The 22,653-nt window shown below is 66.0% G+C and carries 27 protein-coding genes; 14 read left to right on the top strand and 13 right to left on the bottom strand.

All coding sequences use genetic code 11. From position 1 onward, the window contains the following. Positions 1-24 precede the first annotated feature (24 nt). The 4 genes from JHD73_RS09235 to JHD73_RS09220 all read left to right on the top strand — a co-directional run bounded on the left by JHD73_RS09235 (position 25) and on the right by JHD73_RS09220 (position 3,987). Positions 25-1,230 (top strand): globin domain-containing protein, encoded by a 1,206-nt coding sequence (locus JHD73_RS09235; protein ID WP_199029995.1) that lies wholly within the window; start codon positions 25-27, stop codon positions 1,228-1,230. A 246-nt stretch (positions 1,231-1,476) separates the two neighbouring features. Beyond that, on the top strand, positions 1,477-2,934 hold the full coding sequence (locus JHD73_RS09230) for a PLP-dependent aminotransferase family protein (RefSeq protein ID WP_199029994.1): 1,458 nt from the start codon (positions 1,477-1,479) through the stop codon (positions 2,932-2,934). A gap of 79 nt (positions 2,935-3,013) precedes the next feature. Next, positions 3,014-3,451, top strand: coding sequence for a carboxymuconolactone decarboxylase family protein (locus JHD73_RS09225; RefSeq protein WP_199029993.1), 438 nt, complete (start codon positions 3,014-3,016; stop codon positions 3,449-3,451). Positions 3,452-3,570: 119 nt separating this feature from the next. Then, positions 3,571-3,987, top strand: a complete 417-nt coding sequence (locus JHD73_RS09220) for an SRPBCC family protein (protein WP_199029992.1) — start codon at positions 3,571-3,573, stop codon at positions 3,985-3,987. Positions 3,988-4,003: 16 nt separating this feature from the next. Here the strand turns inward: JHD73_RS09220 and JHD73_RS09215 are convergent, their stop codons facing one another. Continuing rightward, a complete protein-coding gene (locus JHD73_RS09215; protein ID WP_199029991.1) occupies positions 4,004-5,302 on the bottom strand; it encodes an MFS transporter in 1,299 nt (432 codons plus the stop codon). Between the two features lie 287 nt (positions 5,303-5,589). Between JHD73_RS09215 and JHD73_RS09210 the strand changes: the two genes are divergently transcribed. Both JHD73_RS09210 and JHD73_RS09205 read left to right on the top strand, forming a co-directional pair. Next, positions 5,590-5,817 carry a DUF2892 domain-containing protein gene (locus JHD73_RS09210; protein ID WP_199029990.1) on the top strand — a complete coding sequence of 76 codons (228 nt, stop codon included), beginning with the start codon at positions 5,590-5,592 and terminating at the stop codon, positions 5,815-5,817. 17 nt (positions 5,818-5,834) lie between these two features. Then, positions 5,835-6,350: an RNA polymerase sigma factor gene (locus JHD73_RS09205; RefSeq protein ID WP_199029989.1), complete on the top strand. Its 516-nt coding sequence runs from the start codon at positions 5,835-5,837 to the stop codon at positions 6,348-6,350. Between the two features lie 20 nt (positions 6,351-6,370). Here JHD73_RS09205 and JHD73_RS09200 read toward each other — a convergent pair whose 3' ends face one another. Further along, positions 6,371-7,255, bottom strand: coding sequence for a LysR family transcriptional regulator (locus JHD73_RS09200; protein ID WP_199029988.1), 885 nt, complete (start codon positions 7,253-7,255; stop codon positions 6,371-6,373). Positions 7,256-7,389: 134 nt separating this feature from the next. On the opposite strand from JHD73_RS09200, the gene argC reads away from it, so the two are divergent. Together argC and JHD73_RS09190 are read left to right on the top strand one after the other, a co-directional pair. After that, on the top strand, positions 7,390-8,325 hold the full coding sequence (gene argC / locus JHD73_RS09195; protein WP_199029986.1) for an N-acetyl-gamma-glutamyl-phosphate reductase: 936 nt from the start codon (positions 7,390-7,392) through the stop codon (positions 8,323-8,325). A 164-nt stretch (positions 8,326-8,489) separates the two neighbouring features. Continuing rightward, positions 8,490-9,326: a bifunctional allantoicase/(S)-ureidoglycine aminohydrolase gene (locus JHD73_RS09190; RefSeq protein ID WP_199029984.1), complete on the top strand. Its 837-nt coding sequence runs from the start codon at positions 8,490-8,492 to the stop codon at positions 9,324-9,326. A 70-nt stretch (positions 9,327-9,396) separates the two neighbouring features. Here JHD73_RS09190 and tam read toward each other — a convergent pair whose 3' ends face one another. Further along, entirely contained in the window at positions 9,397-10,176 is a 780-nt protein-coding gene (tam, locus tag JHD73_RS09185) for a trans-aconitate 2-methyltransferase (protein WP_199029982.1), read from the bottom strand. 101 nt (positions 10,177-10,277) lie between these two features. Here tam and JHD73_RS09180 point away from each other — a divergent pair, with 101 nt between their 5' ends. Further along, the gene (locus JHD73_RS09180) at positions 10,278-11,177 is read left to right on the top strand and encodes a LysR family transcriptional regulator (RefSeq protein WP_199029980.1); all 900 of its coding nucleotides are present in this window, start codon (positions 10,278-10,280) and stop codon (positions 11,175-11,177) included. A gap of 54 nt (positions 11,178-11,231) precedes the next feature. Here the strand turns inward: JHD73_RS09180 and JHD73_RS09175 are convergent, their stop codons facing one another. Both JHD73_RS09175 and JHD73_RS09170 read right to left on the bottom strand, forming a co-directional pair. Beyond that, the gene (locus tag JHD73_RS09175; RefSeq protein WP_199029978.1) at positions 11,232-11,603 is read right to left on the bottom strand and encodes a hypothetical protein; all 372 of its coding nucleotides are present in this window, start codon (positions 11,601-11,603) and stop codon (positions 11,232-11,234) included. A gap of 232 nt (positions 11,604-11,835) precedes the next feature. After that, entirely contained in the window at positions 11,836-12,963 is a 1,128-nt protein-coding gene (locus JHD73_RS09170; RefSeq protein ID WP_199029976.1) for a nickel/cobalt efflux transporter, read from the bottom strand. Positions 12,964-13,066: 103 nt separating this feature from the next. On the opposite strand from JHD73_RS09170, the gene JHD73_RS09165 reads away from it, so the two are divergent. From JHD73_RS09165 to JHD73_RS09150, 4 genes are all read left to right on the top strand, one after another. After that, positions 13,067-13,339, top strand: coding sequence for a metal/formaldehyde-sensitive transcriptional repressor (locus tag JHD73_RS09165; RefSeq protein WP_199029974.1), 273 nt, complete (start codon positions 13,067-13,069; stop codon positions 13,337-13,339). A gap of 25 nt (positions 13,340-13,364) precedes the next feature. Then, positions 13,365-13,766 carry a nuclear transport factor 2 family protein gene (locus JHD73_RS09160; RefSeq protein ID WP_199029972.1) on the top strand — a complete coding sequence of 134 codons (402 nt, stop codon included), beginning with the start codon at positions 13,365-13,367 and terminating at the stop codon, positions 13,764-13,766. A 91-nt stretch (positions 13,767-13,857) separates the two neighbouring features. Continuing rightward, on the top strand, positions 13,858-14,013 hold the full coding sequence (locus JHD73_RS09155; RefSeq protein WP_199029970.1) for a hypothetical protein: 156 nt from the start codon (positions 13,858-13,860) through the stop codon (positions 14,011-14,013). A 118-nt stretch (positions 14,014-14,131) separates the two neighbouring features. Further along, positions 14,132-14,986 carry a DMT family transporter gene (locus JHD73_RS09150; RefSeq protein ID WP_199029968.1) on the top strand — a complete coding sequence of 285 codons (855 nt, stop codon included), beginning with the start codon at positions 14,132-14,134 and terminating at the stop codon, positions 14,984-14,986. Positions 14,987-15,006: 20 nt separating this feature from the next. On the opposite strand, the gene JHD73_RS09145 is transcribed toward JHD73_RS09150, so the two are convergent. The 4 genes from JHD73_RS09145 to JHD73_RS09130 are packed head-to-tail and all read right to left on the bottom strand — an operon-like array spanning position 15,007 to position 18,585. Next, entirely contained in the window at positions 15,007-16,362 is a 1,356-nt protein-coding gene (locus tag JHD73_RS09145) for an ATP-binding protein (RefSeq protein ID WP_199029966.1), read from the bottom strand. Further along, on the bottom strand, positions 16,338-17,003 hold the full coding sequence (locus JHD73_RS09140) for a response regulator transcription factor (protein WP_199029963.1): 666 nt from the start codon (positions 17,001-17,003) through the stop codon (positions 16,338-16,340). Before JHD73_RS09140 ends, JHD73_RS09145 begins: the two co-directional genes overlap by 25 nt. Positions 17,004-17,021: 18 nt before the next feature. Beyond that, positions 17,022-17,786: a hypothetical protein gene (locus JHD73_RS09135; RefSeq protein WP_199029962.1), complete on the bottom strand. Its 765-nt coding sequence runs from the start codon at positions 17,784-17,786 to the stop codon at positions 17,022-17,024. A 10-nt stretch (positions 17,787-17,796) separates the two neighbouring features. Next, positions 17,797-18,585, bottom strand: a complete 789-nt coding sequence (locus JHD73_RS09130; RefSeq protein ID WP_199029960.1) for a hypothetical protein — start codon at positions 18,583-18,585, stop codon at positions 17,797-17,799. Positions 18,586-18,771: 186 nt separating this feature from the next. Between JHD73_RS09130 and JHD73_RS09125 the strand changes: the two genes are divergently transcribed. Then, complete coding sequence (locus tag JHD73_RS09125; protein WP_199029958.1) at positions 18,772-19,401, top strand: hypothetical protein; 630 nt, start codon at positions 18,772-18,774, stop codon at positions 19,399-19,401. A 17-nt stretch (positions 19,402-19,418) separates the two neighbouring features. On the opposite strand, the gene JHD73_RS09120 is transcribed toward JHD73_RS09125, so the two are convergent. From JHD73_RS09120 to ehuD, 4 genes are all read right to left on the bottom strand, one after another. Beyond that, positions 19,419-19,808 (bottom strand): hypothetical protein, encoded by a 390-nt coding sequence (locus JHD73_RS09120; RefSeq protein WP_199029956.1) that lies wholly within the window; start codon positions 19,806-19,808, stop codon positions 19,419-19,421. An 83-nt stretch (positions 19,809-19,891) separates the two neighbouring features. Then, entirely contained in the window at positions 19,892-21,202 is a 1,311-nt protein-coding gene (locus JHD73_RS09115) for an FAD-binding oxidoreductase (RefSeq protein WP_199029954.1), read from the bottom strand. Beyond that, positions 21,199-21,972, bottom strand: coding sequence for an amino acid ABC transporter ATP-binding protein (locus JHD73_RS09110; protein WP_199029952.1), 774 nt, complete (start codon positions 21,970-21,972; stop codon positions 21,199-21,201). Before JHD73_RS09110 ends, JHD73_RS09115 begins: the two co-directional genes overlap by 4 nt. Then, positions 21,969-22,640, bottom strand: a complete 672-nt coding sequence (ehuD, locus tag JHD73_RS09105; RefSeq protein WP_199029950.1) for an ectoine/hydroxyectoine ABC transporter permease subunit EhuD — start codon at positions 22,638-22,640, stop codon at positions 21,969-21,971. The genes JHD73_RS09110 and ehuD overlap by 4 nt, the downstream gene beginning before the upstream one ends. Positions 22,641-22,653 lie beyond the last annotated feature (13 nt).

Raw genomic sequence — 22,653 nt, 5'->3', positions numbered from 1 at the left:
CAATACACATATTTGGAGTTTGCCATGCTGTCCGAACGATCCAAGCCCCTGATTGATGCCAGCGTGCCCGTGCTGCGTGAGCACGGCCTGACCATCACCCGGACCTTTTATCGCAACATGTTCGCCAGCCACCCCGAGCTGACCAACCTGTTCAACATGGGCAACCAGGCCAACGGGTCGCAGCAGCAGTCGCTGGCGTCTGCGGTGTTTGCGTACGCAGCCAACCACGGTAACAACGCAGCGCTGGCCCCGGTGGTCCGGCGCATCGTGCACAAGCACGCGGCCGTTGGCCTTAAACCGAGCCACTACCCTATCGTTGCGCGGCATCTGTTGGGTGCGATTGCCGAAGTGCTGGGCGATGCCGCCACGCCGGAACTGCTGGCCGCGTGGGATGAGGCCTACTGGCTGCTCGCCGCCGAGCTGATCGCTGCTGAGGCCCGTCTCTATCAACACGCTGGCAGCGGCCCGGATCACCGTCAGCCGGTTCGCATTGTCGAGCGCCGTCAGCAGGCGGAAGACGTGGTCTCTTTCACGCTGGAAGCGGTGGGTGACGCACCGCTGGCGGGCTTCCAGCCGGGGCAGTACATCTCGGTGCAGGTGGAGTTGGCACCGGGTGTGCTGCAGCAGCGCCAATACAGCCTGTCGGACGCGCCGAATGGCCGCACGTGGCGCATCTCGGTCAAGCGCGATGGGGGTGATGTGGACCGCCCCGCCGGCACGGTGTCGAGCTGGCTGCATGCCCGCGCGCGCGAAGGCGAGGTCCTGCTGGTCAGCCAGCCCTATGGCGATTTCGTTCCGCAGCTCACCACCGACAACCCGATTGTGCTGATGTCGGCGGGTGTGGGTATCACGCCGATGATCGCCACGCTCAATACGCTCGCGCAGCAGAACAGCGCCCGCAAGATCGTGTTCAGCCACGCTGATCGTGCGGCAGCCCATGTCGCGCACACCGATGACCTGGAGCGCGCCGCACTGGCTCTGCTCAACTTTGAGGCACACGTTTTCCTGGAGTCCGGTGAGCCGGCGGAGTTCGTGTCACGTCCCGCCCAACCTGGCCGCATGGCGGTCGCCCCCATCCTCGAAGCGCATGCCGCAGATGCGGATTTCTACCTCTGCGGCCCGCTGCCCTTCATGCAGGCGCAACGTGCAGCGCTGCTCGCGGGCGGTGTGCCAGCAGAGCGCATCCATCGTGAGGTGTTCGGCCCCGATCTGCTGGACGACATCCTGTAAGCCCGCCACTCAGGAGGCCCACCATGCCCCGCCCTGCTCTGCTGCTGACCATCGGCCCCCCGACTCTGTCAGCCGCGTGCCGTATGCGGGGCATCTGGCGTTTGCGCTTGGCTTTCGCCCGTTCTACCTGCTGGCCGCGCTTGCTGGGTTGTGGCTCGCGGCGCGTGTGCTGTTCTTGCGGGTTCTGCAGCGCGCACGCAGCGTGCGTAAGTAGAATGGCGCAGCCCAACGCATTCTGCGTCCACGATGGATGTTCATTTGACGATTCACGGCCGGCATGATCTTGCCGGCCAGCTGTACCGCCAGTTGCGCACCGCCATTCTCGACGGCCGCCTTGCGCCCGGCGAGCGGCTGCCTTCCACGCGCGATCTCGCGCTGCAGATTGGCGTGTCGCGCAAGACCACGCTCGATGTGTTCGAGCGCCTGAGTGCGGAGGGCTACCTGCGTTCGCGTGCTGGTTCCGGCACCTTCGTGGCCGAGGCCACGCAGGGGCTTGCAGGCCGCGCGCCGCGCGTGTCGCCCGCGGCACAGATTGCTGCACCCGCGCCGGCCACACGCACCTTCACCACACCCTGGAACGACATGCCCGACGTGCTGCCCACGCCGCGCACCGGCATCGTCTACGACTTCGTGGGTGGCGTGACCGAGAAGCGCTTGTTCCCCTTCGACAAGTGGCGCAGTTGCGTGGCGCACGGGCTGCGCCTGCAGGCGCGGGGGCGCGGCGCGTATCACGACCCGGCGGGTGACCAGACACTGCGTCTGGCGATCTCACGCTACCTCGCCTTCAGCCGCGCCGTGGTCTGCGCATGGGGCGATATCGTTGTCACGCAGGGCGCGCAGCAAGCCATCGATCTGATTGCCCGCGTGCTGGTGCGTCCAGGCGATACCGTTGCCATTGAAGACCCCGGCTATCCGCCCGTGCGCATCGCACTGCAGGCACTGGGCGCCAACGTGGTGCCCGTGCCGGTGGATGCCGAGGGCCTCGTGGTGGATGCGCTGCCACCGCACGCCAAGCTCGTCTACGTCACGCCGTCGCACCAGTTTCCGCTGGGCATGCCGATGAGCCTCGCGCGCCGAGCGCAACTGCTCGATTGGGCGCAGCGCCACGGTGTGCTCATCCTGGAAGACGACTACGACAGCGAGTTCCGTTTCGACGGCCGGCCAATGGAGTCGCTCAAGAGCCTGGATGCCACCGGCTGCGTGGCCTATGTGGGCACGTTCTCCAAGACAATCTTTCCGGAGCTGCGCATCGGCTATGTGGTGCCACCGGCCTCGTTGCTGGCACCGCTGCAGCGCGCCAAGCAGGTGGCCGACTGGCATAGCGAATCGCTCATGCAGGCGGCACTTGCCAAGTTCATGCTCGACGGCGATTTCGGTAAGTACCTGCGCCGCATGCACAAGGAGTACGCCGCACGGCGCGAGGCACTGTTGCGGCATCTGCGCGGGCCGCTGGCACCGTGGATGATGCCGGTGCCTTCTGCGGCAGGCATTCACATGGCGGCACGACTGCACGCGCCGCTGCGGGAGCCCGCCGTGCTGAAGCTGGCCGAAAGCGTGGGCGTCGGCTTGTATGGCACGACCAGGATGCACGTTGCCCAACCACCGCTGCCGGGGCTGCTGATTGGCTACGGCTATGTGAACGTGGCGGAGATCGACGCGGGCCTCGCCCGGCTGGCGCAGGCACTCGCCAAACTGGCTACCTGAAACTCGCCGAGAGTGGTGCTTTTGCCGAGCCACTCGACCCTCTAATCTGGCGCCTGTCACCACGTACCGGAGCCCGATCATGGAACCCCGCCTCGACTTCTATACAGCCAATCCCGTTGCCATCCAGGCGGTGATGGGTCTGGAAAAGGTGCTGAGCAAGAGCACGCTGGAAAAGCCGCTGACAGAGCTCGTGCGCCTGCGCGCCTCGCAGATCAACGGTTGCGCCTACTGCGTCGACCTGCACACCAGCGACGCGCGCAAAGGGGGGGAAGACGATCGCCGCCTGGCCACCGTGTCGGTCTGGCATGAAACGCCCTTCTTCACCGACCGCGAACGCGCCGCGCTGGCGTGGACAGAGGCCGTCACCCTCGTCGCTGAAACCCGCGTGCCAGATGATGTATGGCAGGCCGTGCGCGCCCAGTTTTCTGATGCCGAGCTGGTTGACCTGACGCTGCTTGTGTCCACCATCAACACGTGGAACCGTCTGGCGATCAGCTTTCGCAAGCTGCCGGCTTAAGAGGCGCCTCACCGCAGCATGGCTGATCCGGGCGCATGCAGGAAGGATGCGCGGCCGCCTATACTCCAGCGACCGGCGCGCCTCTCGTTCGGTTGAGCACCGCCTGCCCTGGAGCCCGCATGCATCCCGTCCGCACACTCAGCATCAACATCGAGCGCCACTTTGATGATGTGGCCGCCTTCCTGGCCGAGCCGCTGAACTATCCCACCTGGGCGACGGGCTTGTCGACCAGCCTGGCACCCAGCACGCAGGGCTCGGGTGCGGCGCCCGACGAATGGATTGGCGATGCGCAGCAGGGCAACGTGTTCATCCGTTTCAGCCCGCCCAACACGTTTGGCATTGCCGACCACTGGGTGCGCCTGCCGGATGACACCGTCATCTACGTGCCGCTGCGCGTGGTACGCAATGGCGCCGGCACCACCGTCTCGCTCACGCTGTTTCAACTGCCCGGCATGGACGACGCGCAGTTCGAGGCCGATGCCGAATGGGTGCAGCGTGACCTGGTGAAGCTGAAGACGGTGGTGGAAGCGGAGTAAACGCAAGCGCTCAGGCTCAGACCTTCTCCGCCTGCGCAGCCTGCGGGGCGGTCTGCAAGGTGGATGCGCCGGCCGGCGCGGATGGTGCGCCGAGCGACGGATCGCCTTGCGCATCCGACCCCTTCACCTGGCTCACCCAGAACACGCAGAACAGCCCCGCCGCCACGGCCAGCCAGCCGTTGAGCCCGTAGCCATCGATGTGGCCACCGGCGCTGGTGGAGAGCAGCAGCCCGCCAATCCATGCGCCCGTCCCCGTGCCTACCGACATCACCGCGCTGTTGGCCGAAAGGAAGGCGCCGCGCACCTTCGCGTCGGGCACGGTCGTCATCAGGGCCTGCATGGGCACCATGCGGCTGGAGAGGACCACCATGAAGCACGGGAAAAACAGCAGCAGGCCGATGAAGGGCCAGTTCGGCAGATGCGTCATCACCAGCACCGGGATGAACGCCAGCAGCGCCGCCGCCACAAAAACACGGCGACGGCCGTAGTGGTCGGCCAGCTTGCCCACGGCGCGCGAACTGAAGAACGCTGCTGCACCCCCCGCCACGTACAGCCACGACAGATCCTGCGGCGCGATGCCATGGTTGGCCACCAGCACCGGCGAGATGAACGGGATCACCAGCATGTGCGAACCCATCATCACGAAGGTCAGCAGGAAGGCCCGCAGATGCCGTGGGTTGCTCAGCAACTGCCACAGGCCCGCGAGGATCTGGCCGGGTGTCTGGCGGGTGTTGCTCAGGTGGCCAGTCAGCGGCGGAATGGTGTGCCGCGCGCCCAGCCACGTCAGCGCGGTCATCACGGTCAGCAGGAAGAACGGTGCCGTCCAGCCGAGGTGTGCACCCAGCGCGATGCCCACCGGCACGCCAGCCATGGCCGCCAGTGCAAACGACGACATCACCACGCCGGTGGCCGCGCCCCGCCGCGCGGGCGGAATCACATCCGACAGGATGGCGAGCACGAGCGAGCCAAGCACGCCGCCCGTGAGCCCCGCAAATGCGCGTGCAAACAGCAGCATGCTGTAGCTGCCCGATAGCGCACAGGCCAGGTTGGCCAGCGTGAACAGGCCGTAGACGGTCAGCAGCAGGCGGCGCCGGTCAAAGCGGTCGGTGTACGTGGCGGCCAGCAGGCCCGAGGCGCCGGAGCACAGCGAATACACCGACACCGCCGTGGCGAACGCCGCCGGGCCGATGCCAAACGTATGCATGATCTGCGGACCGAGCGGCATCATCACCATGAAATCCATGATGACGGTGAACTGCGTGAGCGCGAGCAGCCAGAGCAGATGCCGCTCGCGCTTGGGTTCAAGTAAGGGCATGGGAGAGAACGAAGATAACGGAGAGAAGGCGCTTGTCTCCGTGGCGGGGATCGCCCGGGTGATGTTTGCGCCGCATTATGTCTAAAAACATATCTTAAGATAGTTATCGCAACCGGCGAAGTCAACCCGAATTTGCGTGACGCGCATACAACGGCGGCCATCATGCGCCTGCGGTACGGGTGCGCCGCAGATTTTTTTTTGATGGGCGCGAATCCGTTCACGCTGGCGGTGCCTCTTAAGGGGCGAGGACTGTCCTCACCTTTCGTCCGCCCCCTTTGGAGAACATCATGTCGTTTCTGAAATCTGCCCTGTATGTGAAGAACGTGCCGAACTGGGAGCGTGTCGTGCGCATCGTGCTGGCGCTGGCTGTCGCTGTTGGCGGGCTGGCCCTGGCGGCTGCACCCTGGAACTGGCTGCTGGCCGCAGCCGGCGCCGGGTTTGGCCTGACCGGTGTGGTTGGCTTCTGCCCGGCGTGTGCACTGGTCGGCCGTCGGCTGCAGCAACCCAAGCGGTAACCCGCGCGACTGACGCCATGGATCTTGTCCGTCACCAACCCCTGCTCGATGCCGCCCGCGCGGGAGACGTATCGGCCATCGAGCGACTGCTGGCCGTCTGTCAGCCCGACATCCGCCGCTATGCGCAGCGCAATTGCCTGATCTCCGACGTCGATGACGCCGTGCAGGAAAGCCTGCTGGTGCTCTCGCGCAAGGTGGGGTCGCTGCGCGCGGCGGCGGCGTTTTCCAGTTGGCTGTTCGCCATCGTGCGCCGCGAGTGTCATCGCATGGCGCGCAAGGCGCTTTCGACCGACCCGTGGGATGACGACAAGGTGGAAGCGTGGCTCGCGCGCATGCCTGTCGACGATCTGCGCCACGACGTGGCGGCCGCACTGGAATCCTTGCCCGCGCACTATCGCGAGATCATCGTGCTGCGCGACCTGAACGAGATGACCATCAGCGAGATTGCCGACCAGCTGAACGCGTCCCGCGCGGCAGTGAAGAGCCGCCTGCACCGGGCGCGGCAACTCACGCGCGAATATCTGCTCGGCTGAGGCCCAGTCCGGACACTGCCCTACCGCGCACGCATGCCCCACAGCACGTCGAGCACATGTTGCGTGGCGCGTTCGATGTGCCCTGCCCGATGCGCGATGCCAAGCTGGCGCCACAACGCCGGCCGCAGCGCTCGCATGACAATGCGGGCGTCCGGCACCGGCGTCGCCGCTTCGTGCGGCAGCAGCGTGGCGCCGTAGCCCGCTGCCACCAGGCTCTTGATCGCGTCGTTGTAGTTGAGCTGGATGCGCGGCGTGGGGTGATGGCCGTCGGCGGCAAACCACTCCGCCGTCAGGCGTGAGAGCCGCGTGGTGGTGTCGTTGAGGATGAGCGGCTGCCCCGCCAGCCATGCCGGCGTGACACGCGCCGGGCTCTGCCAGTGCGCTGGCAGAAACGCCATGACGGGGTCACGCCGCCACGGCTTGATCGCCAGCCCCCCCACCTGTGATTGCGGCAGCGCCACCAGCCCGATATCGAGCACGCCGTCGGCCAGCCGCGTGAGCGTTTCCTGCGAGGTCAGCACAGCCACCTGCACGTCGATGCCCGGATGATCCTGCCGCAGCACCTCCAGCGCTTGCGGCAGCAGATGCGCGATCGCGCCGGTGGACGCACCCAGCCGCACGCGCCCGCTCAGGCCCTGTACCTGCCGCTGGATGTCGTCCAGCGCCTGCTCCGCATCCGCCAGCAGACGGCGCGCACGTTCGACCATCACCTCGCCAATCGCCGAGGGGCGCACCTGCCCGCGCTTGCGCGACAGCAGTGGCGCACCCACACGGCCCTCCAGCTCGGCAATGTGCAGGCTGACCGTGGGTGGTGCCAGGTGCAGGGCGCGCGCGGCGTCGGCAAACGAGCCGCGGTCGGCCACCTCCACCAGCGTGCGCAGGCGGTCCAGGCTGATCTCTCTCATGGCGGGCGTCCAGTTCAGAAAAACTGAATATAAGCGTTGTGAAATTCAACTTTTAACATCGAAGGCATGCCGTGAAGATAGCGGCTCACACATCGTTTTGCACGCACCGTATTCCCGTACTGGAGGACACCGGCATGGCTGCACCCCTGATCTTTATCGATGGCGACCAAGGCACCACGGGCCTGCTGATCCACGAGCGCCTGCGCGGCCAGATCGATCGGCAGAGCCTGCAACTGCTGACGCTGCCTGCCGATGCCCGCAAAGACGCCAAGTGCCGCGCCGAGGCCATCAACGCCTGCGATATCGCCATCCTGTGTCTGCCGGATGCTGCCGCGCGCGAAGCCGTGGCGTCTATCGTCAACCCGGATGTCCGTGTGATCGATGCCAGCTCCGCGCATCGCACCACGCCGGGCTGGACGTATGGGTTTCCGGAGATGAGCGAAGGACAGGCGCAGCGCGTGGCAGCGGCATCCCGCGTGACCAACCCCGGGTGCTACCCGACCGGCGCGATTGGCTTGCTCGGTCCGCTGGTGCGCGCGGGTCTGGTGCCGGTGGACTACCCGGTCAGCATCCACGCCGTGTCCGGCTATTCGGGTGGTGGCCGCGCCGCGGTGGAGGCCTACGAAGGGCCCGACGCGGCGAATGCGCTGCCATTCCAGGTGTACGGGCTCGGCTTGGCGCACAAGCATGCGCCGGAAATCCAGCAGTACGCCGGACTCACGCAGCGGCCGATGTTCGTGCCCGCGTATGGCGCGTACCGCCAGGGCATTGTGCTGACAGTGCCGCTGGAGCAGCGCTTGCTGACCCCCGGTGTGGATGCCGCTCGGCTGCATGCCTGCCTGGCTGACCACTACGCGGGCGCACAGCACGTGGAGGTGATGCCGCTGCAGGTGTCGTCCGCGTTGTCGCATCTGAACCCGCAGGCGCTCAACGGCACCAACGACATGCACCTGGGCGTGTTTGCCAACGATCACGGCCAGGTCCTGCTGACGGCGGTGTTCGACAACCTTGGCAAGGGTGCCTCGGGTGCGGCGGTGCAGAATCTGGAGCTGATGCTGGGGGCCGCGTGAACCATGTGCGGGGCGCTGGAGGGTAGTGGGAAATCGAATGGAAGTCATCGCAACATTTAATTGGTCGATTGTTGCCGACTTCGCTATCGTCAACGCCGCCCGCGTACGAACGGCCCAATGCTGTTTGCGCCCGAGGCCGGACCAACCCATTGCCTGGATGCAGTATGTCTAAAACAACGTATTACGCGCCGCATGGCGGCCACCCGCCGCAGACCGATCTGTTGACCGATCGCGCGATGTTCACCGAGGCGTACGCGGTGATCCCGAAGGGGGTGATGCGCGACATCGTCACGAGCTGGCTGCCGTTCTGGTCGAACACGCGCCTGTGGGTGATCGCCCGCCCGCTGTCGGGGTTTGCCGAAACCTTCTCGCAGTACATCGTTGAAGTGAGCCCGGGCGGCGGCAGCGACAAGCCCGAGCAGGACAAGAACGCCGAAGCCGTGCTGTTCGTCGTCGAAGGCGAAGCCGAACTGACGCTGCAAGGCAAGAAGCACACGCTCAAGCCGGGCGGCTACGCGTTCATTCCGCCGGGCGCGGACTGGACGCTGCACAACGTCAGCGATGCTGCTGTGCGTTTTCACTGGATCCGCAAGCACTATCAGGTCGTCGACGGCATTCCGCTGCCGGAAGCCTTCGTGACCAACGAGCAGGACGTCGAGCCGATCCCGATGCCGGGCACCAACGGTGCGTGGGTGACGACGCGCTTTGTCGACATGAGCGACATGCGCCACGACATGCACGTGAACATCGTGACGTTCGAGCCGGGTGGCGTGATTCCGTTTGCGGAAACGCACGTCATGGAGCACGGCCTGTACGTGCTGGAAGGCAAGGCCGTCTATCGCCTGAACCAGGACTGGGTTGAGGTGGAAGCGGGCGACTTCATGTGGCTGCGCGCGTTCTGCCCGCAGGCGTGCTATTCGGGTGGCCCTGGCCGCTTCCGCTACCTGCTGTACAAGGATGTGAACCGTCACATGAACCTGTTGCTGAACCCGTCGCGCTAAGCGTCGAGCAGGTCAGACGAAAAAGCCCGTCGGTATATGCCGGCGGGCTTTTTTCATGGGGTCGCAGTACCTATTTGCGCGTCGCCACGATAAACAGGCGCGGGAACGGCAAGAGCACCGTGCCGTCGTCCTGTGCCGGATATGCCTGCGCGATCGCGTCACGATAGCGCGTGAGGAACGCGCCGCGTTCGTCGTCGTTCAACGCCGCCAGGAACGGCCGCAGCCCTGTACCTTTCAACCACGCGACCACTGCATCGGCGCCGCCGCGCAGCGGGTGGTAGTACGTGGTGCGCCACACGTCCACGCGTGTGCATAGCGGTGACAGCATTGCGTAGTAGCGGCGCGGGTCGAACCGCTCGGTCCGTTCCACGCCTTTGAGCTTTTCCGCCCACGGGCCGGCGGCGGCCACTTCGCGCATCAGGCGGTGCGTGGGTTCGTCCAGGTTGTCCGGCATCTGCACCGCAAGATGACCGCCCTGCGTCAGCTTGCCGATCAGCTTTGGAAACAGTGTGGCGTGCGCGGGCAGCCATTGCAGCACGGCGTTTGCGAGAATCAGGTCGTATGCGCCGGGCGCATCCCATGCAGCAATGTCTGCGATGTCAAAGCGCACCTGAGGCAGGCGCTTGCGTGCAGCGTCGATCATGTCGGCCGAGCTGTCGATGCCGAGGATGGCCGCGCCGGGCGCACGCGCCATCAGTGCCTGGGTCGAGTTGCCCGGCCCGCAGCCGATGTCGATGGCGCTGTGGATGGGCGTTTGCGGCACGGCGGCCAGCAAGTCCCTGGCGGGCCGTGTGCGCTCTTCTTCAAACTGAACGTATTGGTTTGCGCTCCAATCGTGTTGTGTCGTCATCGCGATTCTCCTTGCCGGGGGTGCTATCGATTGGCGGCATTCTGTGGTTTTCCGCTGGATCAGTAAAATGAATTCATTGTTCTCATTGATTCATTTATCTAATGAAGATCGACACGCTTGGCGTGCAAGCCTTTGTGGCGATTGCGGAGTGCGGCAGCTTTACGCAGGCGGCCGACACGCTGCATGTGACGCAGACGGCCATCACGCAACGGCTGCGCAAGCTGGAGGCATTCCTGGGGGTTGCGCTGGTTGAGCGCACCACGCGCAGGACGGAGCTGACGGAAATCGGCCGCCGCTTCCTGCCGCAGGCACGCCGACTGTTGAGTGAGTTGTCTGACGCACTGACGGAAATCCGCGAGACCGGCCTGAGCCAGCGTGGTGACATCACGATCGCCTGTGTGCCGACGGTGGGTGTGCAGTATCTGCCGCGCATTCTGCGGGCGTTCTCCGCGCACCGGCCGCACGATCACGTGAAGATTCTCGATCACGCCTCTGCATCGGTGCTGCAGGCGGTGCTGCGCCGCGAGGCGGAATTCGGCATCAGCATTGCGGGCGACCAGCACCCTGAACTCACCAGCGTGCCGCTCACGAGCGACCCGTACGTGCTGATCTGCCGCGACGATCACCCGCTCGCCAAACGGCGGCGCATCCGCTGGGAGGCGCTGCAAGCGCATCCATTGATCTTTGCTGGCGAGGTGAGCGGCAACCGCAGCCTGCTCGAAGGCGCGCTCAAGAACAGCGGAGTGACATTGCATTCGTTCTACGAAGTCCAGCGCAGCTCAACGGCGCTGGGGCTCGTGGCCGAAGGGCTGGGTGCGGCAGTGGTGCCGCGGCTCGCGATCCAGAAGAATGCGTATCCGATGATCCGGACGATAGAACTGGTCGAACCAGAGGTGTCGCGCACGCTGGTGCTCGTAACGCGCAGGACAGCGCAGTTGTCGCCTGCGGCGCGAGCGCTCTACGAGATGATCGTCGAGGAAGGGGCGACGCTGGCACGTTGACCGGTGAGAAGGTCTACCCGCGGGGGCAGGCACTTCTCACTCGGGTTGCATGCTTCATGCATGTGCGCCCTGCGGGTTGCTGGGGTACGTGGAATCGCCGTGCCATGCGAGCACGCCACGTGTGTCAGTGCGCTGCTGATCGGCACCCTGTGCGTACGGATCGAAGCGATCGCGCCTCCACGAAAGATAGCCGTAGGTGTCGGCCTGACGATCCGCACCTTGCGTGAACGGATCCGCCTTGTCCTGCTTGTGCCCTTGCGTGTACGCATCCACCTTGTCCAGGCGGCTTTGTCCTTGCGTGTAGGGATCGGCGCTGCTGGCGGCTGCGGCCGGTTGCGCCGCGAACAGCGCGGCGGAGGCCGTCAACGTGGCCAGCAAGGCGAACGACAGGCGGCGGGTGCGTGTGAAGGAACGGGTGGTGTGCATGGTGAACTCCTCATTGGTTGAGCGTGCGCCATCCGCGGATGGCAGTCCGACGGATCGCTTGCCGGATGGCATCGACCTCCCCTGTTGGTCGCGACATCGATGCAAACCTGACACGGTTTCCATGAGAAATTGTTCGCGCCCGCCGGTACCCACAGATACGCAGGCCGTGCCGCAGTGGATGCAGCCTCGGCACAACGTGCGCTCGACCAAACACGCGCAGCACATGTGGCGGTCACGTCAACTGCATGACCCCTTGCACACCCTGCCAGCCCACATACAGGCCCACGAGCGCGATCAACCCACCCGAGAAGTACGGTGCCTTGCGTGCGAACTCGCCAAAGCCGCCCCAGCGTCGTGACACGTGCTTCACGCTCAGCGCCGCCAGCGCCCCCGAGGCGACCATCGTCAAAGCCAGGCCAATGCTGAAGCACAGCACCAGCGCCGCGCCCAGGGTGATCTGCTTGAGCTGCAGACACAGCAGCAGCACCGTGATGGACGCCGGGCACGGCACCAGCCCGCCGGTCAGGCCGAACACGATGATCTGGCCGGTGGTGACTTCGCGGTTGGCGAAGCGGCGGCGGATATCGTTGGCGTGCGCGCGTTCGTGCGCATCCTGATAGTCGCCGGACGACACATCCAGTCCACCATGGTCATGCGCGGCATGCGTGTGGTCGTGCTCAATGAACTCGACGTCGTAGTCGTGCCGATGGTGCGCGTGCCCGAGTGACAGACGTGCCGTGAAGGCATGCGGCTCGGGAATGGTCTGTTCCGATTCCAGAAAGCCATCGCGCTGCAGGAAGCTGAAGGTCTGCCGACTGCCGTCCGGCCGCTCGGTCACCAGCTGCACCTGATCTGCCGGCCAGGCATGACCATGCGTGCCCTGATGTGCATGCTCCTGCGCCAGCCGGAAGCGCGGCGGTACACCGTCTTCAAACACTGCCAGCCTGACGATGCCATGGCCGGTGTCGATGCGATGGACGTCGTCATGGCCATGATCGTGGTCATGGTCGTGCGCTACGCGGGTGCTGCGCCATGTGCGCCACATCATCCACCCCGCCACGGCGACGATCAGCACAGCGGAGGCCATCTGGAAGTATGGCTCGGTTGTCTCCGGGTTCCAGTTGCGGCCAAAGTACAGCCCCGCCATGGCCACCGCCCACACCACCGCCGTGTGCGAGACCGTGGCCGACAACCCCAGCAGTACCGCCTGCGCGAGCGTGCCGCGAATGGCGACGATGAACGCCGCCATCATCGTCTTGGAGTGCCCCGGCTCCAGGCCATGCAATGCGCCCAGCAGGATGGCACTGGGCACGAACAGCCAGGCATTGCCTTGCTGCAACAGGGTGGCGAACGCGGTCATGGGTGGGCAGCCGGTGGTGAATTCAGGTGGGTGAACTATACTCCCCCCTAGTATATTGATGCTACCCTTTCGCGTCATTCAACCCACCTCAATGTTCTGACTCATGGCCCATACCATCCGCGACAAAGCCAAGCTGCTGGCGCGTGTGCGGCGCATCCAGGGGCAGGCGACTGCGCTGGAAAGGCAACTCGCCGAGGAAGGGGATTGCACGGCCATCCTGCAGCAGATCGCGGCCATTCGCGGCGCGGTCAACGGGCTGATGGCGGCTGTCCTTGAAGGCCACCTGATGGATCACGTGGTCAAGGAGCCCACCGAAGCGCAGCGTCAGGAGGACTTCGACGCCGTGATGCAGGTGATCAAGTCGTACCTGAAGTAAGGCAACGCTCTCCCACTCCCCACCCATGACGCCACAAGCTGAACACAACCTCCAGCACGCGCACGCCCTGCTCGACTGGAACCGCGCGCATCTGCGGCACGACACGGTGCTGACCGAGGCCGTCATCGCCGAACGCTTTGCGCCGCAGTTCACCGTGTTCGCAAACGGGCGGCATTACGATGCCAACTACGCGAACTACAAGACCTTTCTCGACGGCTTCAAGCACGCCATCGCGTCGATCGACTACAAGGTGACGCAGACAGTGGCGGACGCCGCAGGCGTGGTGCTCGGCATGCGTGCATCGGTCACGCGCACCCACGGTGCAGTTGACCAGTTCGACGCTATGTTGCTGCTGCGCTTTGACGACGCAGGCAAGGTCAGCCTGTGGCACGAGGTGTATCTGCAGTCGCCCCACGCAACGGACTGATCCTGAGCGAAGGCCGCGTGTCGCTTGCGCGGTGCGGTCAACCTCGCTAACCTGCTGCAACGCCTTCGGCAAATTCTGATTCTTCGCATCCATGTCTCGACTTCACGCCACCTTCCTCGCTGCCGGCCAACGCGCCGGCATGGAAGACGTGTGCGTGCAGCCAGGGCCCTTCCCTCCTCCTGTCGTCTCGTCGGGCGACGACGTGATCGGCGCACAGCCGCCGCCGCGTCTGCCCGCTCTCGGCTGACTTCCAGCCGCTTCGTTTCCGGTTGACCTGATCCAGGCTCGGGCTTGAACCCGAGGTGGGCGTGCGCTCGTGCGCCCACGCGCCGGAACCCGATATTCCTTTTCGACAGGTGAGTGGTATGCGTTCCATGCAAGCCGCGCTGGCAGGGTCCGGCGCGACGGTTCTATTCGTGCTGCTGTGGAGCAGCGGTGCAATCTTCGCGGAGATCGGGGTGCAGCATGTCCCGGCGTTTGCGTTTCTGGTGGGGCGGTTTGCGCTGGCCTCGCTGGTGCTGGTGGCGCTAGGGCTCTGGCGCGGGCGGTGGTGGCCCGCGCCGGGTTCGCGGCTGAAGGTGGCGGGCACGGGTGTGTTGCTGACCGGTGGCTACTCCATCTGCTATCTGCTGTCGCTCGACCGCGGGCTCACGCCGGGGTTGCTGGCCACGGTGCTCGGTGTGCAGCCGTTGCTGACGTTGCTGGTAATGGAGCGCGCTTGGTCTGCGCGACGCATGGCAGGGCTCGTGCTGGCACTGGGCGGGCTCGCGCTTGTGGTGGGTGGTGCCAACGCGCAGCAGGTGCCGATGGCGGGCCTCGGCTACGCGCTGGCGTCGCTGGCCAGCATGACGGTGGGGGCGATCTGGCAGAAACGCCTGGGCCAGGCGCCCATCGACGTGCTACCGCTGCAGAACGCGGTCAGTCTGCTGCTGTGCATCGGCTTCGCCCTCACCCAGCCGATCGCGTTCGTGCCAAGCGTGCCGGGTATTGCCGCGTTGCTATGGATGGGCGTGGTCATGTCGGTCGGCGCGCAACTGCTGTTCTACCGGCTCATGCAACACGGCAACCTCGTCAACGTGACGAGCCTGTTCTACCTGGTGCCGGTGGTGACGGCGCTGCTGGATGATGTGGTGCTGGGCCATCGTCTTTCGCTGGTGGCGATGGCGGGCATGGGGATGATCCTGCTGGGGCTGGCGGTGGTGTTTCGCGCGCAGCGATAGATGAAGCGCGGCGGCTGCCTTTAGGCGTGTGCCTGTGGCAGCCGCACGGTCACCCGCAGCCCACCCGTGGCCCCGTTCGCATCCTCCAGCACCACCTCCCCACCCAGCCGCTGCACCACTGTGTTCACGATCGACAGCCCGAGCCCCGAGCCCGTCGCCTCATTCCCGAGCACACGGTAGAACGGATCAAACACGCGCTCACGCTCATCGGCGGGGATGCCGGGGCCGCTGTCCTGCACGCCAATCGACACCACGCGTGCCTCGGTTGCGATCGACAGGTCAATGCTGCCGCCGGCCGGTGTGTAGCGGATGGCGTTGTCCACCAGGTTGCGCACAATGACAAAGAGGTCGAGTTCGCTGGCGTACACGTGGGCGTCAGCCTCGGTGGTGACGCCCAGATCCAGCCGCTTGGCTTCGGCCAACGGCATCAGGTCTTCGAGCACGCTGCGGAAGATGCGCTGGACGGAGACGGTGCCCTCCGGCACGCCGGTGGCCTCCTGCGCGCGCGCCAGCGTGAGCAACTGTTCGAGCAGCCCACGGCTGCGCTCGATGCCCTGGCGCAGGGTCGCCAGACGTTCATGGGCATCGGCTGACATCGGCGCCTGCCCCAGGCGTTCGGCCTGTAGCGACAGCGCCGTGAGCGGCGTGCGCAACTCGTGCGCGGCATCGGCCACGAAGCGGTGCTGCGCTTCCATCGATTGCCCCACGCGCGCCAGCAGCCGGTTGATGGCGACCACGAAGGGGCGTACCTCGTCGGGCACGGCTTCGGGCGCAATGGCGTGCAGCTGGCGTTCGTCGCGCTGGTCCACCTCGTGTGCGAGGCGCTTGATGGGCGCGAACATCTTGCGCAGCACGTCGGCCACGGCCAGCAGCAGGATCGGCGCCAGGATCAGGAACGGCATCAGCGTGCGCATAGCGCTGTCGCGTGCGGTCTCATCGCGCACGGCGGTTTCCTGCGCCACGGCAATGCGCTGACCGTTGTCGAGGGTGCGTACCCATACGCGGTATTCGCGCTTGCCAGCGCGCGCGGTCTGCATGCCGTCCACCAGGTCGGGCGGAAACGCCAGACGTGGTGCGGGTGTGCCGGGCGCCACCGTGCCACCCGGGCCAGGCAGCACCTGCACGATCACGCGCGCTTCCTGATCGGAGGCGGGCGGCGCGCTTTCTGGGCTCGCGGGCGGTGCGGGCAGATGCTCGGGGTCGAACATCGCGCCCACCTGGCGCAGCACGTCGTCCTGCAGTTCATGCGCCTCGCTAAAGGCGGAGACGAACGCAAAGCCCCCCGCCAGCACCGCTACGCCGATGATGATGATCGACAGCCACAGCGACAGCCGCCGCTGCAGTGATGCCCTCACCCACCCTTGGACACCATCCATCCCACGCCCCTGATGTTTTTGATGGCCTGCGCGCCGAGCTTCTTGCGCAGCGCGTGGATGAGGAATTCGACCGCGTTGCTCGCCACCTCGTGGCCCCAGCCATAAATGCGCTCTTCCAGTTCTGCGCGCGAGAGGATGGCGCCCGGGCGCAGCATCAACGCTTGCAGCAGCGCAAACTCGCGCGCCGATAGGCGCACCGGTTCGCCATCGCCCATGCGCGCTTCGTGCGTGGCAGGGTCGAGTGTGAGCAGGCCGTTGGTCAGCACCGGGCTGGCGGCCCCGCCCTTGCGGCGCAGCACCGCGCGCATGCGGGCCAGCAGTTCGACCATTTCGAAGGGCTTGAGGATGTAGTCATCCGCGCCGCCGTCCAGGCCGCGCACGCGTTCATGCACGGCATCGCGCGCGGTCAGGATCAGCACCGGCACGGGGTTGTCGCGGGCGCGCAGCGCGCTGAGCACGGCGTGGCCATCCTTGCCCGGCAGGCCGAGGTCAAGCAGCAGCACGTCGTAGTGTTGATGCGCGGCCACGTCCAGCGCGGTCTGGCCGTTGCGCACCCAGTCCACCGCATAGGCGGCGTCGCGCAGCGCGGCATCCACGGCCGCGCCGATCATCGGGTCGTCTTCAACAAGGAGCACGCGCATGCGGTTTCTGGTGAGGGCTCAAGCGGACTGCATGGCATCGCGCCGCGCCTGCCAGCTCGTATAGCCGATGGTGATGAGCAGTATCACCAGCAGCACCGCCGATGCGCCCGCCGTGCCCAGGTTCATGCCGCCCGCGCTGATCGGCTTGGTCAGCAGGTCACCGCCCGTAGCGCCCAGCGGCCGCGTCAGCACGAAGGCCATCCAGAACAGCGCCACGCGCGAGATGCCGGTCAGATAATACGCCGCCGCGATCAGCGCAATCGCACCGGCAATCAGCAGCGCCCCACCCGCAAAACCCAGCCCCGACGAGTCCGCCAGAAAGTCGCCCAGCGCCGTGCCCAGCGTGTTGGATACGAGGATGGCGCCCCAGTACAGCAGCTCCTGCCGGCCGCTGCGCACGTTCGCGATCGACAGCGATTTCTGGCTCAGCTTCCAGTAGACGAGCACCGCGCACAGCAGGCTGGCAAGGATGGTCGACCCGGTGGCGTAGCCCAGGCCCAGCGTGCGGTCCATGAAGTCCGACAGCGTGGTGCCGGCCGTGCTGGTCGAGAGGATCACCGCCCAATACAGCAGCGGGTGGTAGGCCTTGCTGCGCAGTTGCGCGCCCAGCGTGACGAGGAACACACCGATCAGCAGGACCGAACTGGCCGCGTAGCCGACCTTGAGCGTCATCGAGAGCAGGTCGCCGGCGGTTTCGCCCAGGGTGGTGGCGCAGATCTTCATGATCCAGAACGCCAGCGTGATCTCGGGCAGTTTGCTGGGGAGGGTGCGGGATGGGGTCATGAGGGTGTCCCTATCGTTGTGAAACCGAAGCGTCGTGTGTGGTGTCCGCCGTGTGCTCCAGCGCCGACAGGTAGGCCACAAGCCCCACGACCACCGCCAGGAAGAGCGCATTGACGGCGCCGGTGCTCAGACCCAGGCCGCCGTTGGCCTCCGGTTGGGCGAGCAGGTCGCGGCAGGCGGCGCCCAGCGGGCGCGTCATTACGAAGGCCCACCAGAACGTGGGTGCGGCGCCCGCGCCAAAGCCGAAGCGCGCCATGGCCGCCACGGCAACCAGCACACCAAAGCCCAGTGCCGATTGCGCATAGCCCAGGCGCAGGCTTTCGGTCAGCCAGTCGCCGCATGCGGTGCCCAGCGCAAAGGCCAGCAGCACGGCCAGCCAGTAGAAGCGCTCACGCGCGGGGGTGTCGACGGCATCGAGGGCGAGTGTGCCCGCGCGGCGGTGCCAGAGCACCAGCGTGGCCAGCAGGGCCACTGACAGCACCACGGTCGATGCCCCCGTCGGCAAGCCGGCACGTGCAATCAGAAGATCCACGACCAGCGTGCCAAACACGCTCGCCAGCAGTACCGTGATCCAGTACAGCCACGGCAGGTAGCGGCGTGAGCGGAGCTGGCCCATCAACGCCGCCGCAAACAGTGCGCCCGTGACGACGGTTGTGCCGCCCAGCCCGAACTGCCAGCCGAGATTGAGCGCATCGGCCGCAGCCGCACCCACCGTCGTGGACATCATCTTGATGATCCAGAACAGTGCGGTGACTTCGGCCACCTTGTTGCGCCGGCTGGGGTGTGATGCGGCGTCCATATGCGAGGCAGGGATTCGGGAATTGGGCGTTGGGGATTTCACCGCAGTCTGCCGGGCCAGACTTAGATGCCCCATAGCCCCAAAAATGGCCGCACGATGTGGTGTCACGGCGTCACATGCCTGCGGCACAATTGCCCACCGATTCTGCAGGCCTGTCCTCCTTCATCCCACCTGAAAGGAATTGCCATGGTGACGCTGCTCTTGAATGATCCCGCACCCGATGAACATGCCGCGCAGACCCGCTTTGGCGGCCGCCCGCTGGTGCCGGCCGACGGTTCCTTCACGTGGCCGTGTTGCGCCGCGTGCGAGCAGCCGATGCAGTTTCAGGGGCAGATTGGCGTGGAAGCCACGGCCGGGCATCCAGCCGGGTTGCTGCTGGTCTTCATGTGTCAGAACGACCCCGGCTGCTGTGACGAGTGGGACCCAAACGAAGGCGGCAACCTCGCCGTGTTTGTGCCGGCGGGTGCCCTTACGCTGGCCGAGCCGCCCGCCGAGGGCCTGACCCTGCGCGAGACCACAAACGGCGCACGCACTGAAGCGCAAGACACTGAAGACTACGAAGCCGCCCGCCGCCAATGGTGCGAGCGCACCGGCCAGCCTGGCCGCCAGGTGCTCGGCCAACTGCACGGCGCGCCGTCCTGGCTGCAGGCCGACGAGACCCCCGGTTGCCCCGCCTGCGGTGCCCCCATGCACTTGGCCGCGCAGTTGGAGGAAGGGCCCGACGCGCACACCGCCATGAACTTCGGCGGCGGCTGCGCCTACCTCTTCCAATGCGCCAGCCACGCAGGACAGGTGAAGTTTTTGTGGCAGTGCTGACGCGTTAGCGCAAGCGCTTACTGGGCCAGACGGCGCAGCTTCCACTCCCCGCTGGGCTGCTTGCACAGCCAGGCCGTCCACTGCTCCTTGCTGGAACCGCGCGTCAGTTCGCTCTGCAGGCGGCGGCACGATTGGCCGGCGTCTGTTTTGCTCTCCAGCGGCGTGATGGTGGCCTCGATGGCCGGTTGCCTGCCTTTTGCCGGCCACGTCCATTGCGCGGGCGTGTTGTCGGCGGTGTTTTTCAGGGTGTCGCCGATGGCCTTGGTGAACGATTTCACCTCCGTCTCGCTCATCGACCCGATGATGGTGCTGGCCAGCACATTGCGGAAATACGCGAACGACGGCGTGGCGGCGGCAAGCAGCGCGGCGCCCGTCAGGGCGAGTGCAAAACGGCGGGGGTGCAGCATGGTGTGTCCTCTGGATGTGACGGAAGGTGCCTTCATCCTAGACCATGCCGCCCCGCCCGGTTGTGACAACCGTCACCGTCCAATCACCCGCCAACCTTGTCGAGCAGGCTGTACCACGCCACGCCCGCCGCAATGTAGAAGCGCTGCAGCCCATGCAGCGGGATCGGCGTGATGGGCGACACGGGATACGGAAACGCCTCCCCACTGCCCGCCAGCCGCGCAGCAATATGCTGGCCCAGACTGGTGCACAGGGCAATGCCGCGCCCGTTGCAGCCAAGCGCCATCGTCACGCCCGGTGCAGGTTCGTGGATGTGCGGCATGAAATCTCGCGTGATGGCGATGCGGCCTGCCCAGCGGTACTCGTACTCCAGCGGCCCCAGTTGCGGAAACAGCAGCTCCAGTGAGCGTTCAAGGTGTGCAAAATCCTGCGCGTTGCACGGCTCGGCAAAAAAGCCGCGTCCACCCATCAGCAGGCGCCCGGCCGCATCTTTGCGGAAATACAGCAGCAGCCGTTGCGAGGTGGAAGCCGTCTCGCCGCGCGCCAGGATGCTTTGCGCATCCGCCGACCTGAGTGGTTTGGTCGCGACGATGAAGCTGTTGGCAGAAAGCACCGTCTGTGCCAACCCCGGCCACAGCGGGCCGGTGTAGCCGTTGGTGGCGATTACCACGCGCTGGGCGCGTACCAGGGCGCCCGTGCTGGTGGTGGCGATCCACTGCGTGCCCTGCCGCTCCAGTGCGGTGACGGCGGTGTGCCCGTGTACGGCAGCGCCCGCTTGTTGTGCGGCGCGCACCAGACCACGCGCATACCCCATCGGCTGGATGGCACCAGCACGGCCGTCGAGCCACGCGCCCGCAAATGCTTCGGTGCCGACCCGCTTGGCGACGGCGGCGCGGTCGAGCACCTCCACCGGCACGCCGCGCCGCTCCCATTGCCGGGCGCGTGCATGCAGTGCTGGTACCGCCTTGTCCGAATACGAGAGTTGCAGCCATCCCGCACGCACCGGCTGGCAGTCGATGCCGTGCCGGTCGATCAGGTCGAACACCAGATCGGCGGAGCGCGAGACCACGTCGATCAACGGCTCGGCTCGTGCGGCACCGAACAGGCGCACCAACTCATCCGGGTCATGCTTGAGCGTTGGGTTGACCTGCCCGCCGTTGCGCCCGGACGCACCCCAGCCTGGGTCATTGGCTTCCAGCACCGTGACCTGCGTGTTGCGCTCGGCCAGATGCAGTGCGGTAGACAGCCCTGTGTACCCGCCGCCGATGACGAGCACGTCGGTGCTGGTCGAATCCATCAATGGCGGCGTGGGTGGCGCAGCGGGTGCGGTGGCGGCCCACAGCGACGGCGGCAATGGCTCGCCGCCAAAGGCGATGTCGAGTTGCGGCAGCGTCATGGCACAAGGTCTCCGGCCGGAGAATTGGCCACACCGTCGGCGGGTTTGTGCAGCACGCGGCGCAGGAAGTCTTGCGTGCGCGCCTGGCGCGGCGCGCCCAGCACCTGCGCGGCCGGCCCTTCTTCGACGATGGTGCCGCTGTGCAGAAAGCACACGCGGTCAGCCACCTCGCGCGCAAAGCCCATCTCGTGCGTGACGACGATCATCGTCATGCCTTCACGGGCGAGTGCGCGCATGACCTCCAGCACATCACCGACGAGTTCCGGGTCGAGCGCAGACGTGGGCTCGTCAAACAGCATCGCTTCCGGCTCCATCGCCAGCGCACGGGCAATTGCCACGCGTTGCTGCTGACCGCCGGAGAGCTGGTTCGGATACGCCTGTGCCTTGGCGGCCAGGCCCACCTTTTCCAGCAGCGTCATCGCCTTGGCGCGCGCCGTTTCGGGCCGTTCACCCTTCACGTAGACCGGCCCTTCCATCACGTTCTCCAGCACGCTGCGATGCGGGAACAGGTTGAAGCGCTGGAACACCATGCCCATGCGGCTGCGCAGCGTGTGGATGGCTTTGCTGTTGCGGTCAACACGCTCGCCAAACGCACGGATCTCGCCACCGTCGTACGCCTCCAGCCCGTTGATGCAACGCAGGACAGTCGACTTGCCCGAGCCCGACGGCCCGATCAGGCAGACGACTTCGCCCTTGTCCACATGCAGGCTCACGCCGCGCAGCACGTGGTGGTCGCCAAAGTGCTTCTGCAGGTCACGGATCTCGATCATCGCTTGGCCCTCCCCGCGCCCATGCGGTGCTCAAGCCGGCGCAGGCAGTACACCAGCGGCAGGCTCATCACCAGATACAGCAGCGCCACCAGCGTGTAGACCGTCATGTTCTGGAACGTGGACGAGGCGATGAGCTGCCCCGCGCGCGTCATCTCCGCCACGGTGATCGTGGATACCAGCGATGAATCCTTGAGCATCATCACCAGCGTGTTGCCGTACGGTGGCAGCGCAATGCGAAACGCCTGCGGCAGGATCACGCGCCGCATGATGAGCGCGCCGCGCATGCCCATCGCTTCGGCGGCTTCGCGCTGGCCCGGGTCCACCGCCTCGATGCCGGCGCGGAAGTTTTCGGCCTGGTACGCGGAATACGCAATGCCCAGCCCGATCACGCCCGCCTGGAATGCCGTGAGCTGAATGCCGATGTCCGGCAGCACGAAGTAGATATAGAAGAGCTGCACGATGATCGGCAGCCCACGGATGACGTTGACGATGGTCGCCCCGGCCGTCGACACGGCCTTGATGGGCGACAACCGCATCAGCGCCAATGCCAGCCCGATCACGCTGCTGAGCAGGAACGACAGTACGGTCACTTCCACCGTGACCACCGCCCCCTTCAGCAGAATCGGCAGGAACTCCTGCGCGTGTTCAAGAAACGTTGCAACACTCATGGCGCATCACCCG

The sequence above is a fragment of the Ralstonia sp. ASV6 genome, from assembly GCF_016429285.1.
Classification (GTDB): Bacteria; Pseudomonadota; Gammaproteobacteria; order Burkholderiales; family Burkholderiaceae; genus Ralstonia; species Ralstonia flaminis.
This window is presented reverse-complemented; position numbering and strand designations above follow the sequence as displayed.